The organism is Paenibacillus sp. Soil724D2 (assembly GCF_001427935.1).
In the GTDB taxonomy this organism is placed as follows: Bacteria; Bacillota; Bacilli; order Paenibacillales; family NBRC-103111; genus Paenibacillus_E.
In genome coordinates this window covers 165095-178931 of the sequence record NZ_LMRY01000001.1, presented here as the reverse complement: position 1 = coordinate 178931, position 13837 = coordinate 165095, and the positions used below count along the sequence as shown (strand labels likewise).

The 13837-nt window shown below is 41.7% G+C and carries 17 protein-coding genes; all 17 read left to right on the top strand.

Features of this window, described 5'->3' with window-relative positions; all coding sequences use genetic code 11:
- Positions 1–25 precede the first annotated feature (25 nt).
- The 17 genes from ASG85_RS00845 to ASG85_RS00765 all read left to right on the top strand — a co-directional run bounded on the left by ASG85_RS00845 (position 26) and on the right by ASG85_RS00765 (position 13816).
- The gene (locus tag ASG85_RS00845) at positions 26–1129 is read left to right on the top strand and encodes a protein-glutamate methylesterase/protein-glutamine glutaminase (RefSeq protein WP_060645129.1); all 1104 of its coding nucleotides are present in this window, start codon (positions 26–28) and stop codon (positions 1127–1129) included.
- Between the two features lie 51 nt (positions 1130–1180).
- Positions 1181–3247: a chemotaxis protein CheA gene (locus ASG85_RS00840; RefSeq protein ID WP_060645128.1), complete on the top strand. Its 2067-nt coding sequence runs from the start codon at positions 1181–1183 to the stop codon at positions 3245–3247.
- 27 nt (positions 3248–3274) lie between these two features.
- A complete protein-coding gene (locus ASG85_RS00835) occupies positions 3275–3736 on the top strand; it encodes a chemotaxis protein CheW (RefSeq protein ID WP_057301540.1) in 462 nt (153 codons plus the stop codon).
- 36 nt (positions 3737–3772) lie between these two features.
- Positions 3773–4360 (top strand): chemotaxis protein CheC, encoded by a 588-nt coding sequence (locus tag ASG85_RS00830; RefSeq protein WP_414858669.1) that lies wholly within the window; start codon positions 3773–3775, stop codon positions 4358–4360.
- A complete protein-coding gene (locus ASG85_RS00825) occupies positions 4357–4851 on the top strand; it encodes a chemotaxis protein CheD (RefSeq protein ID WP_057301538.1) in 495 nt (164 codons plus the stop codon). The genes ASG85_RS00830 and ASG85_RS00825 overlap by 4 nt, the downstream gene beginning before the upstream one ends.
- A complete protein-coding gene (locus tag ASG85_RS00820; protein ID WP_156396363.1) occupies positions 4848–5285 on the top strand; it encodes a hypothetical protein in 438 nt (145 codons plus the stop codon). The genes ASG85_RS00825 and ASG85_RS00820 overlap by 4 nt, the downstream gene beginning before the upstream one ends.
- Positions 5286–5304: 19 nt before the next feature.
- Positions 5305–6093: a FliA/WhiG family RNA polymerase sigma factor gene (locus ASG85_RS00815; protein WP_057301536.1), complete on the top strand. Its 789-nt coding sequence runs from the start codon at positions 5305–5307 to the stop codon at positions 6091–6093.
- A 36-nt stretch (positions 6094–6129) separates the two neighbouring features.
- Positions 6130–7539, top strand: coding sequence for a DUF342 domain-containing protein (locus ASG85_RS00810; RefSeq protein ID WP_060645126.1), 1410 nt, complete (start codon positions 6130–6132; stop codon positions 7537–7539).
- Between the two features lie 19 nt (positions 7540–7558).
- Entirely contained in the window at positions 7559–7882 is a 324-nt protein-coding gene (locus tag ASG85_RS00805; protein ID WP_057301534.1) for a hypothetical protein, read from the top strand.
- A 34-nt stretch (positions 7883–7916) separates the two neighbouring features.
- Positions 7917–8540 carry a hypothetical protein gene (locus ASG85_RS00800; protein ID WP_060645125.1) on the top strand — a complete coding sequence of 208 codons (624 nt, stop codon included), beginning with the start codon at positions 7917–7919 and terminating at the stop codon, positions 8538–8540.
- Positions 8533–9048, top strand: coding sequence for a hypothetical protein (locus ASG85_RS00795; RefSeq protein ID WP_060645124.1), 516 nt, complete (start codon positions 8533–8535; stop codon positions 9046–9048). Before ASG85_RS00800 ends, ASG85_RS00795 begins: the two co-directional genes overlap by 8 nt.
- Positions 9049–9299: 251 nt before the next feature.
- Entirely contained in the window at positions 9300–9998 is a 699-nt protein-coding gene (gene rpsB / locus ASG85_RS00790; protein WP_029195233.1) for a 30S ribosomal protein S2, read from the top strand.
- Positions 9999–10111: 113 nt separating this feature from the next.
- Positions 10112–10762: a translation elongation factor Ts gene (gene tsf / locus ASG85_RS00785; RefSeq protein WP_057301531.1), complete on the top strand. Its 651-nt coding sequence runs from the start codon at positions 10112–10114 to the stop codon at positions 10760–10762.
- Between the two features lie 92 nt (positions 10763–10854).
- A complete protein-coding gene (gene pyrH / locus ASG85_RS00780) occupies positions 10855–11580 on the top strand; it encodes a UMP kinase (RefSeq protein ID WP_057301530.1) in 726 nt (241 codons plus the stop codon).
- A gap of 3 nt (positions 11581–11583) precedes the next feature.
- Entirely contained in the window at positions 11584–12138 is a 555-nt protein-coding gene (frr, locus tag ASG85_RS00775; RefSeq protein WP_029195236.1) for a ribosome recycling factor, read from the top strand.
- A gap of 64 nt (positions 12139–12202) precedes the next feature.
- Positions 12203–12976, top strand: a complete 774-nt coding sequence (locus tag ASG85_RS00770) for an isoprenyl transferase (RefSeq protein ID WP_057301529.1) — start codon at positions 12203–12205, stop codon at positions 12974–12976.
- A 45-nt stretch (positions 12977–13021) separates the two neighbouring features.
- Entirely contained in the window at positions 13022–13816 is a 795-nt protein-coding gene (locus tag ASG85_RS00765; RefSeq protein WP_057301528.1) for a phosphatidate cytidylyltransferase, read from the top strand.
- The last annotated feature ends 21 nt before the right edge of the window (positions 13817–13837 follow it).

The window sequence follows — 13837 nt, the reverse complement described above, 5'->3', positions numbered from 1 at the left end:
TGCACATAAGAGGGAGGGAAGCAGCTTGGCACCATATAACATTCTTGTCGTAGACGACTCCGTCTTTATGCGAAAAATTATAAGCGATTTGATCTCTGATAATCCTCAGTACAAAGTCATAGGAACAGCAAAAAATGGTCAAGAAGCTATTGAACAAGTGAAGCTATTGCGCCCCGATGCCGTTACGATGGATGTGGAAATGCCAATAATGAACGGTTTGGATGCTTTACAGCGAATCATGACCGAACAACCAACACCCGTCATTATGTTAAGTTCCTTAACCCAAGAGGGTGCATCTGAAACGATTAAAGCACTCGAGTGGGGAGCCGTCGACTTTATTCGAAAGCCGTCAGGCTCCATATCCCTTGACCTGTATAAAGTAAAACAACTTCTACACGAGAAGCTGCAAATGGCAGTTCGAACAAAGTTACGGCCGGTACAGCAACAGCCTGTGCCTCCGCGGGTTATTCAACCGTTAATAGCCAAGAGTATTGCCAGTTCGATAAAAGCACCCGATACTAAACTTGCTGCAAAGCCTGGTTCAACGCATTTCGATCATCTAGTAGCCATAGGTACTTCAACTGGAGGACCTCGCGCTTTACATCAGGTGATCTCTCATATTCCTGCAGGTTTTCCTGCGCCGATCTTAATTGTTCAACATATGCCGCCTAATTTCACCAAATCATTAGCCCAACGTCTGAATGACATTTCTCAGATACAAGTAGTCGAGGCTGCGGAAGGGGATGTGCTCCAAACGGCAACAGCTTATGTAGCACCGGGAGGATGGCATATGGTCATCTACAAAGATACGGACAAAACGTACAAAATTCGCTTGACCAAAGAAGAACCTCGTTCTGGCCACCGCCCTTCGGTGGATGTCATGTTTGAGTCCTTGCTTGGAATGAATGAGTTGAAGCGGCACATCGTCCTGATGACCGGCATGGGGAGCGATGGAGCTAAAGGTATGCTCTCATTAAAGCAATCCGGTGTATCAACAACCATTGCCGAGTGCGAAGAAACTTGTGTCGTATACGGGATGCCAAGAGCTGCTGTAGAGATCCAAGCTGCGATGCATGTTTTGCCACAGCAGGATATTGCAAGTCGGTTAGCTCAATGCGTACTTAATTAAATGAAATTTAGTAAACAGGTTACATAATGATTCTATTGGAGGTGTGTGGTTTTGGAACTTAGTCAATATTTATCCATGTTTATCGATGAATCGAAAGAGCATTTGCAATCTTTGAATGAGAACTTACTTAGTTTAGAAAGCAATCCTCAGGATATTAGTATTGTTCATAACATTTTCCGCTCTGCTCATACGTTGAAAGGGATGTCCGCAACAATGGGCTTTGAAGATATCGCTGCCCTAACGCACGAGATGGAAAATGTGTTGGACTTGGTACGTAACAGTAAAATTGAAATGAACCCATTCATTTTTGACTGCATTTTCAAAAGTCTTGATTCATTGGAATCTATGGTCGAAGATATTATTCAAGGTGGTACAGGAAAAGCGGATGTTTCACCAATCGTCGTTGCTCTTCGTTCCATCGTGACAGGTGACTATAAAACCGCACAAGCTCCAGCTGTGACAGCTGCGAAGGAACCAGCAAAAGGTATCGAAGTTGATGAGTTTCAATTTTCTATTCTTCAACAATCGATTGACTCGGGATTCCTTGTATTCTATATCGAAGTAAGTGTTAATGAGAATTGTGTACTTAAGGCAGCAAGGGCATACATGGTGTTCGATGCACTGGAGCAAATGGGCGAAATCGTAAAAGCGACGCCATCCGTACAAGAAATCGAACAAGAGAAATTTGATCGTTCCTTCTCGCTTTATTTTATTTCTAAGGTTGATCAAGTAACGTTAGAGAAAGAAATTTTGAACGTTTCCGAAATCCAATCAGCCGTCATTATCACAGTTGATTCAGAATCACTAGCCGAATTATCCCGTCCAAGAACTGAAGTTGAGGCGGCAAGACAAGAAATAGCTGCAGCGGTTGCAGAAGCGATTGCACCAGCTGTATCTGTTGAAGCCATACATAATGTTGAGCCAGCTACAGCTGCAGCTAAACCAGCAGCAGGTGGGGCTCCTGTTGCAAGTCGTACCATTCGTGTTGATATTGAACGCTTAGATGCGCTCATGAATCTGTTCAGCGAACTTTTAATTGATCGAGTACGTTTAGAACAACTTGCTAGCGAGGTTAAACGTAATGATCTAACTGAAACAGTTGAGCATATGTCAAGGGTTAGCAGTGATTTGCAAAATATTGTATTGAAGCTCCGCATGGTACCAGTAGATTCGGTATTTAATCGTTTCCCACGGATGATAAGGGATTTGGCTAAATCGCTAGATAAGAAAGTAGATCTGGTCATTACTGGTGCAGAAACGGAATTAGATCGGACCGTCATTGATGAAATTGGTGATCCGCTTGTACATTTACTTCGTAATGCTGTGGATCATGGTATTGAGTCAATCAGCGATCGACTGGCTGCTGGCAAAAGTGAGCAAGGTACCATTCAGTTGCGTGCTTTCCATAGCGGCAATCATGTCTTTATAGAAATTGAAGAAGATGGTAGAGGGATTTATAGAGAAAAAGTATTGAAGACTGCACTCAAGAATGGCCTTGTAACAGCTGAACAAGCAGCGAAGTTAAGTGATTTGGAAGTATACAACTTGTTGTTCGCATCTGGTTTTAGTACGGCTGAGAAAATTTCTGATATTTCAGGACGAGGCGTAGGTCTAGACGTTGTGAAAACGAAGATTCAAATGTTGGGTGGACATGTTCAAGTTGATTCCAAACCAGGTTTTGGAAGTAAGTTCTCTGTCCAATTACCACTGACACTGTCTATTATTTCCGCCATGCTTGTGCGTCTTGGCAGCGAAAAATATGCGATACCGTTGTCATCCATTGTTGAAACTTCAGCTATTCAGAAGCAACAGATTCGTAACATTCACGGGAACAAAATGGTGGATTATCGTAATACGGTTATTCCTCTTGTATCGCTCAGTACATTGTTTAATGTACCTGATTTCGATGAGGATCTTGAGGAAGAGACTGAGATTGTTGTTGTACGCAAAGGGGACAAACAAGTTGCCTTGATGGTAGACGAATTTATTGGTCAGCAAGAAATTGTTCTCAAAACGTTAGGTAAATATTTATCCGGTCTATTTGCAATATCCGGTGCAACGATTCTAGGAGATGGACAAGTTGCATTGATCATTGATCCGAATGCATTGATTAAATAATTACATACTTTTAGGGAGGTTTTCACAATGGGAGAAGAGAAAAAGGTAATCGTCTTCGCACTTGGAACGGAAGAGTACGGCGTGGAAGTTGAGAAAGTTAGAACGATCGAAAGAATGCAGCCAATGACTCGCGTACCTAAAGCACCTGCATTTATTAAAGGCGTTATTAATCTTCGCGGTGTTGTTATTCCTATTATCGATCTTCGCTCAAGGTTTGGACTTGAAGAACAAGCTAATTCAGATGCTACTCGTATTATCATCGTATCTGCAGGTGACTTTGAAGTTGGTCTTATCGTAGATTCTGCGAATGATGTTATTGATCTGGACACAGACAATATTGATAATCCACCAGAAATTGTGGGTGGTATCAAAGCCAAGTATCTGGATGGTATCGCGCGTGTCGGCGAACAAAGATTACTTGTTTTGCTGAATTTAGAGCAAGTCTTGGATCGTGATGAACTTCAACAGTTAGAAAGAGTAGAGGAATAGCTTGTGGATGTGTTTAGTCGTTTAGAGGATTTTCAAATGGACGTTCTCAAGGAAGTAGGTAACATAGGTGCAGGGCATGCAGCTACTGCCCTATCTACTTTGCTGGATAAGCCGATTGATATGCTTGTTCCAAAGGTTAGAATGCTTCCTTTCGAAGAAATCTGCGAAAGTGTTGGCGGTGCAGAGACGGTGGTTCTTGCTATCTTCTTGCGAGTGGATGGTGACGCACCTGGAAATATGTTTTTTATCCTTGATTTAGATGCTGCCAAAAATATGCTAAGGGATTTAATTGGGCTAAGTATCGAAAATCAGGAAGAGTATTCAGAACTGGAATTATCTGCTCTGAATGAAATAGGGAATATTCTAGCCGGTTCTTATTTATCTTCTCTTGCTGATTTTACGAATTTGAATATGCAACCTACTGTCCCTGCATTAGCCATTGACATGGCTGGTGCCATCTTAAGCTATGGATTATTGCAATTTGGCCAAATGGGAGATCAAGCCCTTCTCATTGATACCAAATTTATGGAAGGGGAAAATGAAGTACAAGGGCATTTCTTCTTAATTCCTGATCCGGAATCGTTTGGCAAAATATTTTCGGCATTAGGGGTAGAGTCTCCATGACGTTAGATAATTTAATTAAAGTAGGAATGGCTGACCTGAATGTTGCTCACCAGACAGGTGTATTGAAGACAACGGGGCTGGGTTCGTGTGTGGGTGTCACCTTATATGATAGCCGCGTAAAAGTGGCAGGTATGGCTCATGTGATGCTGCCTTCCTCCGAGATAGCTCGTGAAGGTTCGCTGAATATTGCTAAATACGCGGATACGGCTATTCCTGAGTTAATCTCCAGAATGGAAAAGCTAGGAGCTACTGTGAATAGGCTGGAAGCTAAGCTTGCTGGCGGTGCTCAAATGTTTGCATTTGCAGGAAATAATGATACGATGAGAATTGGTCCAAGAAATGTAGAATCTTGTAAAGAAATGTTGAATAAATACAAAATTCAGATTCGTGCTGAGGATACCGGGGCTAATTACGGTCGAACGATAGAATTTCATAGTGAAACCGGCATCCTGGTTATTCGAAGTGTCCAATTAGGAGTAAAGGAAATTTGATGATGATTGGAACCATTCGAATTAATGTCATCGTAGCATCATTGGCGGGCTTATTTACATTTGCCTTATCGATCGGCAATAATTTATTTCTTTCTACTTGTCTAAAAAGTGCATACAGCTTTCTTATTTTATTCGTTCTGACATTTGGTTTTAGATGGGTGTTGGGTGTAATGATAGGAGCTGAACATGCTGCAGGCGGAGCATCTTATGCGAATTCCGCAACAGAATCATCCGTTGGTCAATCATTGGATTTGACTACACCGGATGAGGATGAGGAAACACGTAAGATGATGAAGGCTAACCTGGGCAGTAATAACTCTTTACTATCTAACGAAATGCAATTTTCACCACTGAATCCACCTAAGCTAGTCACCAAGAATAATTTGGACCCTGAACAACTGGCGGGTGCCTTAAGGCGAATGTCTGAAGACTAAGGATGGTGAAACATAGATCATGATCGAGCAAAAGCAATCACAACTAGTTAATATCGAGTTATGGAAGCAATGGAAGGAGCAGGGTTGGGTTCCCGCTAAGCAGTCGCTTATCGAGAGTTACTTGCCCTTAGTCGACTATGTTTCCGGACGTATGGCAATAGGACTTCCCAAAAGTGTTTCGAGAGAGGATCTATCGAGCTTTGGTGTGATGGGCCTTATCGATGCTGTGGAAAAGTTTGACTATTCACGGGGACTACAATTCGAGACCTATGCTTCTTGGAGAATTCGTGGTTCTATTATTGATGGACTTCGGCAAGGGGATTGGGTTCCTCGATCTGTGAGAGAAAAGGCCAAGAAGGTCGAAGATGCTTACCAGAAGCTAGAGCAGCAGTATCTACGTTCCGTTACGGATGCTGAGATCAGCGACTATTTACAAATTAGTGAGCAAGATTTTCAACAGATGCTTCAGGATATTTCGATTACAACCGTTTGTTCGATTGATGATCCCATCCGTGAGGAAGATTCGGAAACGCGTCTTTCATTACTAGTTGACGAAAAAGCCAAGAACCCGGAGTTTCAAGTTAATGAGTTTTATTTGAAGGAGTCATTGGCCAAGGCTATTGAACGACTAACAGAGAAAGAGAGAACGGTTGTCTCATTATTCTATTTCGAAGAGCTCTCCTTAAGTGAAATTGCTGAGGTTATGTGCTTGTCTCCTTCTCGTATTTCCCAATTACATTCGAAAGCAATTCTTCGACTTAAAGGCGTACTAGGTCGATTTAAGACGCAATTATTTCAAGATACATAAACATACAATCAGAAGGTAATGAAAGGTGGTTTGTCTATGCTTGAGAGGAACATGCCTTTGGATTTTTACATTAGTATTTCCATCTCGGATGACAAATTAACAGCTTATTTGTTAATTAACAATGCTGATGACGATTTTCGAGTAACAGCAGGACAATTGGAAGAGTTAGTTCAAACGAATCACATCGTTCACGGTTTAAATCGACCTTTACTTGCTCAAATAGCTGCAAATCCGAAACCTTTTTATCATCAAAAAGTTGCAATTGCAATGGGGACCAAGTCAATAGAAGGCCAAAGCGGCTATATTAAATTTATTTTTGATTTTGATGAGGATGAAAAAAAACCGCTGGAGCTGGATGACGGCAGGGTAAATTATAAAGAAGTTGTATCCCTTCATAATGTTAGAAAAGGGCAGCTTATCGGACAGCGTTTTCTGGCAACGGAAGGCACACCGGGAAGAGCGGTTACAGGCGAGACCCTTTTTACTAAAGCAGGGAAAGAAGCTAGATTTAAATTAGGTAAGAATGTGGTAACAGACGCTGAACAAATGGGCCTTTATTCTACAATTGACGGCATGGTGGTAAGAACAGATCGTGACAAAATTAATGTGTTTCCTGTCTATGAAGTAAATGGAAATGTTGATTATAATATTGGGAATATTGATTTTATTGGTACAGTGGTTATTCGTGGAAATGTTCTTCCTGGTTTTAAAATCCGTGCAGCAGGAGATATTCGTGTTACTGGTGGCGTGGAAGCTGCAGAACTTGAAGCTGAAGGTTCAATTGATATTAGTGCAGGCATTGTTGGGCAGAATAAAGCACATGTCAAAGCTGGAAAGAATGTAAAAAGTTCTTTCATTCAAGATGCTGTTGTTGAAGTTACTGGAGAATTAACGGTTTCTCAGAGTATTATGCATTCAACGATTAGAGCAGGCAAGGCTGTAAATTGTAGCGGTTCCAAAGGACTCATTGTTGGAGGCACCATACAAGCCGGGGAGCGTGTTACTGCGAGGACGATAGGGAATTCGATGTCAACGGCTACAGTTGTTGAAGTTGGCGTTCTACCAGAGCTTCGTAATGAAATGATTGATCTACGCAATCAACTGAAAGTATACATGGAAAATATGGATAAAACGGATAAAGCGCTTACGCTATTAAATCAATTAGCTGCAGCAGGTCAACTAGGCCCGGATAAAGTGGCCATGCGAATCAAGTTGACTCATACGAAAAAGCAAGCGTTAGAAGAGCAAAATACCATTAAAGAACGTATACTTGAGATTGAGAAATCGTTAGAAGACTCCGACAAAGCGAAAGTAGAAGTATTGTCTACTATTTACGGGGGAACGAAGATTGTCATCGGCCGGTATACGAAATTTATCAAGGATCCAACAAACCGTATGACTTTCCGTTTAAGTGAAGGCGATATTTCTATGAGTGCCTATGTGTAAGTGAAGGAGAGGGTAAGCGATGAGTTTTAAAGCCATCGATTTACAGTTCGCTGTACACAAAAACGATGAAGCGGGCATCCGTCAAAATCAGCTTATGCAGAAACCGCGGCAGGACGAAACGGTCTTGGAGAATCAAGCTGCTCAAACAACGGAGAAGGATCGCCATCGCAGCAGTAAGCTTGAAGAGAGTGTTCGTACAGATATCAAGGATCATGGTGACCAGCGTCAGCAGTTTAACAAGGGTAAGACGAAGAACAAAGGTAAAGCAGTTTCCGCTTCTCCTGAAGGCAGCTATCAGCCAGATCATCCGTATAAAGGGCATCATATTGATTTATCCTTATAACTAGTTATCTCTCATATAGAAAAAGGTGAACCCAATGGCTATGCAGCCGTGGATGTATGTCGTACTTTTAGGACTTGTTTTGATTGTTTATGCACGTTTCTTGCCTAAGGAGCAAGCGTCTGCGTCCACAAAGAACAACGTAGTCCAAGAGATCGAGGAAACCATCGAGCATTTCGCTGCTGAGATGGATGAACAAAATCAAACGCTGCTCAATCTGTTCTCCAAAACGAAACAAGATTACGAGAAAGAGCTAGCTAAGCTTGCTGGCAGACTGGAATCATTGGAAAAGCAAAAGCATGAACTGTCGCAGGAATTAACGAAAGTGCATGTCAATCATCAAATGAATCAAGGAATAAATGCGGCAACTGACGTGTTATCTGATGATCAGCATGCTGTGATTTCGGGAGTACTTATTACTAATCCAGCTCATTCTGTTCAAGTCACGTCTTCTGAACTTATTGCATCTTCTAAAGAACAATCCGTAGTAGACGAACTTACCTACACTGGATTGAGCATGAAGAGCAGATACAGTGAACTATTTTCATTACATGATCAAGGAAAAGGCGTCGAAGCGATTGCTAAGAAGCTAGGCATGAATAAAGGCGAGGTCAGTCTAATCCTTCAATTATCCAGACAGGAGGAGAGGGCACGTGTTTAAAAATAGGTCGTATGTTTTTGGAATAGGGACTGGAATTATTGTAGGAGCTTTACTTCTGCAAATTATGTCTGTGCGGGCTAGTGCACCTAGTCAAACGGGCCTTACATTGGATGAAATGGATCCTCAGAAGTTAAAAGTCGAAGCTGCGAAGTACTACCAAGTATTCGATAAGAACACAAAAGTTTTTACGCAAACGGAGTTCGATGCAGCAGTTTTGAAAAAGGTAAAAGAGGAAACAGACAAGTTGACGACAGCTAAACCTCAGGAACAGCCCAAAGCAAATACACCTGAAGTTGCTCCGAAAATAATTATTTATGTACAACCAAATCTTGATGCAACAGCTGTCAGTGAACTTCTCGTGAAATCCGGCATTATTTCGGATCGTAAAACTTTCATTACGGAGCTCGATAAGCAAGGTGGCAGCACCAAAATTCAGATCGGTTACCATGTTTTTGAAGGTGTTACGGATATCCCCAAAGTCGTGGCCAATTTAATTACAGTTCAATAGATAGTCCGACAAATGGATCTTTATTATGGAGGTCTGTTTTTGTTGTTTCTATACATATACATGCCATTTGTAGGGCAAAATGTCTATCATGACAAAGGGTTGCATAGGCATTTCAGTTGTGGTATATTTATTCACGGTGTTAAAAACTCACGCCCGTCAATTTGCATAATGGTGCTTACTTCGGTAAGTTTTATGCAAAGATGCGACAGGCGGCGGATACCAAATAAACCATTTTAGAGGAGGGATTGGGGATGGCAGTTATCTCCATGAAACAGCTTTTAGAAGCTGGCGTACATTTCGGTCACCAAACACGTCGTTGGAACCCGAAAATGGACAAATACATCTTTACAGAAAGAAACGGTATTTACATTATCGATCTACAAAAAACGGTTAAAAAAGTTGAAGAAGCTTACAACTTTGTTAAATCCGTTTCTGAAGATAATGGTACGATTCTTTTCGTAGGAACGAAAAAACAAGCACAAGATTCCGTTGCTGAAGAAGCAGAACGTTGCGGAATGTACTTCATCAACCAACGTTGGTTGGGTGGTACACTAACAAACTTCCAAACGATTCAAAAACGTATTGACCGTTTGAAAACTCTTGAAAGATGGGAAGAGGACGGTACTTTCGAAGTTCTTCCTAAGAAAGAAGTTATCATTCTCCGTAAAGAGAAAGATCGTCTTGAGAAATTCTTGGGCGGAATCAAGAACATGAAGGGGCTGCCTAGCGCACTTTTCATTATCGACCCACGCAAAGAGCGTATTGCTGTTGCGGAAGCTCGCAAATTGGGTATCCCAATCGTTGGTATCGTTGATACAAACTGCGATCCGGACGAAATTGATTACGTGATTCCAGGTAACGATGATGCTATTCGTGCCGTTAAATTATTAACAGCTAAAATTGCTGATGCAGTTATCGAGGCACACCAAGGCGAGCAAACAACAGCTTAATCTATAGGAATGTGAAAAGGGTGGTTGGAAGGTGTAACAGCCTGTCACCACCCTTTTTTTAAAGAATCAATAGGTATTACATACCAATAACAACTATCGGGAGGTTTCTTTCAATGGCAGTTACAGCAGGACAAGTGAAAGAATTACGTGAAAAAACAGGCGCAGGGATGTTGGATTGTAAGAAAGCACTTGAAGAAGCAAATGGTGATATCGTCAAAGCGGGCGAACTGCTTCGCGAGAAAGGTCTTTCTGCTGCAGCTAACAAAGCAGGCCGTATTGCTACAGAAGGCGCAGTAGAATCTTACATTCACGCTGGCGGTAAAGTAGGCGTACTTGTTGAGATCAACTGTGAAACTGACTTCGTTGGTAAAACAGAGCAATTCCGTACTTTCTGCAGAGACATCGCAATGCATATCGCAGCGGCTAACCCGACGTATGTACGTCGTGAAGAAGTGCCAACAGAAGCTTTGGAGAAAGAAAAAGAAATTCTTCGTAACCAAGCTTTGAATGAAGGCAAACCAGAGAAAATCATTGACAAAATGGTTGAAGGCCGTATTGGTAAATACTACGAAGAGTTCTGCTTGATGGAGCAACAATTCGTTAAAGATCCAGACAAAACAATCGACCAATTGTTGAATGAAAAAGTCGCAGCAATCGGCGAGAACATCACCATTCGTCGTTTCGTACGTTTCGGCCTTGGTGAAGGTCTTGAGAAAAAACAAGAGAACTTTGCAGAAGAAGTTATGTCCCAAGTTAAACTATAATAGGCGTTTAAAAAAGATGGAACACTTGGTGTTCCTTCTTTTTTAGCCAATAAGAGAGATCTTTTCAAGCATTGAAACGGAGGTTATACAAGTTGGGTCAACCTTTTTATAAAAGAATAGTGCTAAAATTGAGCGGCGAAGCTTTGGCAGGACAGCAGGGTTATGGCATTGATTCGGAAGTGATTACTTCCATTGCCCAACAGGTAAAGGATGTTGTGGAATTAAGTGTAGAAGTCGCTATCGTTGTTGGCGGTGGAAACATTTGGCGCGGTATTGCAGGCAGTGAGAAGGGGATGGATCGTGCGACAGCAGATTACATGGGTATGCTTGCAACTGTCATGAATTCATTGGCTCTGCAGGATGCATTGGAGAATCTGGATGTACCTACAAGAGTTCAATCTTCTATTACTATGCAGCAAGTGGCTGAACCATACATCCGTAGAAGAGCAATGCGTCACCTTGAAAAAGGGAGAGTTGTTATCTTCGCGGCAGGTACAGGGAATCCATACTTCTCAACAGATACTACAGCGGCTTTAAGAGCAGCTGAAATTGAAGCAGAAGTTATTCTTATGGCCAAAAATAAAGTGGATGGCGTATATTCAGCAGATCCATTCAAAGATCCAACAGCGAAGAAGTTCGAGACGTTAACTTATATGGAAGTTATCAGTAACAATCTTGGTGTCATGGATTCCACCGCATCTTCCCTTTGTATGGATAACAACATCCCGTTAGTGGTGTTCAATATCACAGAAAAAGGGAATATCAAACGAGTGGTCCTTGGCGAGAAAATTGGGACTACAGTTAAAGGGAGTGTCTAAACCATGCCACAATCAGTAAAAAAGAATGCAGAAGATCGGATGGATAAAGCAATTGGCGCATTAAGAAGAGATTTAACTTCTCTTCGTGCAGGCCGTGCTACGCCATCTTTATTAGATCGCATCCAAGTGGAATATTACGGAGCGATGACACCTGTGAATCAACTTGCGAATTTAACAACACCTGATTCACGTACTTTACTCATTCAACCATGGGACAAAAGTTCGATGACATCGATTGAGAAAGCGATTATGAAGTCTGACTTAGGATTAACGCCATCTAATGACGGATTGGTTATTCGAATTGTTATTCCTGCTTTAACAGAAGAGCGTCGTAGTGATCTAGTGAAAATGACGAAGAAATTTGGCGAGGAAGCCAAGATCGCTATTCGTAACATCCGTCGCGATGCCAACGATGAGATCAAAAAGTTAGAAAAAGCAGGGATCTCTGAAGACGAGTCCCGCAAACATCAAGAGGATATCCAAAAGTTTACGGATAAATTCGTAGCTGAAGTTGAGAAAGTTTTGGCTGCTAAAGAAAAAGAAATCATGGAAGTATAAGATAGATATGCCCCCGGGTATTCGCTGGGGGTTTTTCATCTTTCCCTAGTTGGGAGGAACAACTGTGCTCAAGCTATTTAAGAAATGGTTAGGAATTAATGGTAAGTCTGTTTCTTCAGCTATACCAGCTATCGAATTAGATAAAGTGCCAGCACATGTCGCTATCATTATGGACGGGAACGGTCGTTGGGCTAAGCAAAGAGGCTTGCCTCGTGTAGCAGGGCATCATTCCGGGATGAAAAATGTTAAGAAAATTACGATGGCTGCAAATGAGATCGGTGTTAAAGTGCTAACAATGTATGCTTTTTCAACGGAAAATTGGAAAAGACCGAAGGAAGAAGTCGAATTTCTAATGAAACTTCCTCAAGAATTTTTTCCTTTAGAAATTGAAGAGTTGATCGAAAACAATGTTCGTATCCGAATGACGGGTTGGAAAGAAGGCTTACCTGATTACACACTCAAAGCGATTGAGGGAGCTATCGAACGGACGAAAGATAATACAGGACTCATTCTTAACTTTGCCTTAAATTATGGTGGACGTAAAGAAATGATTGCTGGTGTTCAGGATATGATTCGTGATGTTCAAAATGGCAAACTACAAATAGAAGATTTGGATGAGGCAAGTTTTTCTTCCTATATGTTAACCTCGGATTTACCAGATCCAGATTTGTTAATTCGAACAAGTGGTGAGCTTAGACTTAGCAACTTTCTTCTTTGGCAATTAGCATATTCGGAGCTTTGGTTTACGGAGGCATACTGGCCGGAATTCACGGAATCATTATTTATGCAAGCAATTGCAGAATATCAGCGCCGCGGGAGAAGATACGGAGGTATCTAATCACTTCGTATGCTTCCGGCGCGTGTTCATCTAGGAGGATTCAACTTGAAGCAAAGGATCATCACGGGAGTCATTGCCGGGCTCGTTTTCATTACGTTATTAGTATTGGGTGGTTATTGGTACGCTGGGTTAATCGTGTTATTGTCAATTATCGGCTATCGTGAGTATATGCAAATGAATGGCTACACGAAGTATAGATTAACAGCGGTTGTTGGTTTAATCTCTTTGTTATACTTAACGGTGCCGTGGGAGGCATTTGGTGGTTCACTTCCCGTTTCTTCGACTGCCATGATTTGGCTGACTATGTTTGTCTTGCTTTTCATTACAGTTGCTTCAAAAAATACGATTACAATCGATCAGGTTTCTGTTGTTTTACTTGGTGTCATTTACATAGGTTTTGGATTCAATTATATGATTGCTGCACGCTTAATGGAGCATGGCTTATTTTGGTCAATCGTTGTGTTTGTATGTATTTGGGCTTCGGATTCAGGAGCTTATTTTGTCGGTTCGAAGCTAGGAAAACATCTTCTATGGCCTCAAATCAGTCCTAAGAAGTCAATTGAGGGAGCCGTTGGTGGCGTCGTTATTTCGATGATTGCCGCACTTGCTTTCGCCTGGTATGCACCGGATTTACTGGGACTTGGCAAGGCATTGGTGCTTGGCTTCGTGATTGCTGTTGTTGGACAAGTCGGAGACTTAATACAGTCTGCTTATAAACGAGTAAAGGGTATTAAAGATACGGGAGCCTTACTTCCCGGGCACGGTGGTGTACTCGATCGTATGGATAGTTGGCTTATCGTATTTCCATTTATTCATTGGCTGGGAATTCTTACTCACTAATAGTCATAGGCGAGGTGGAAT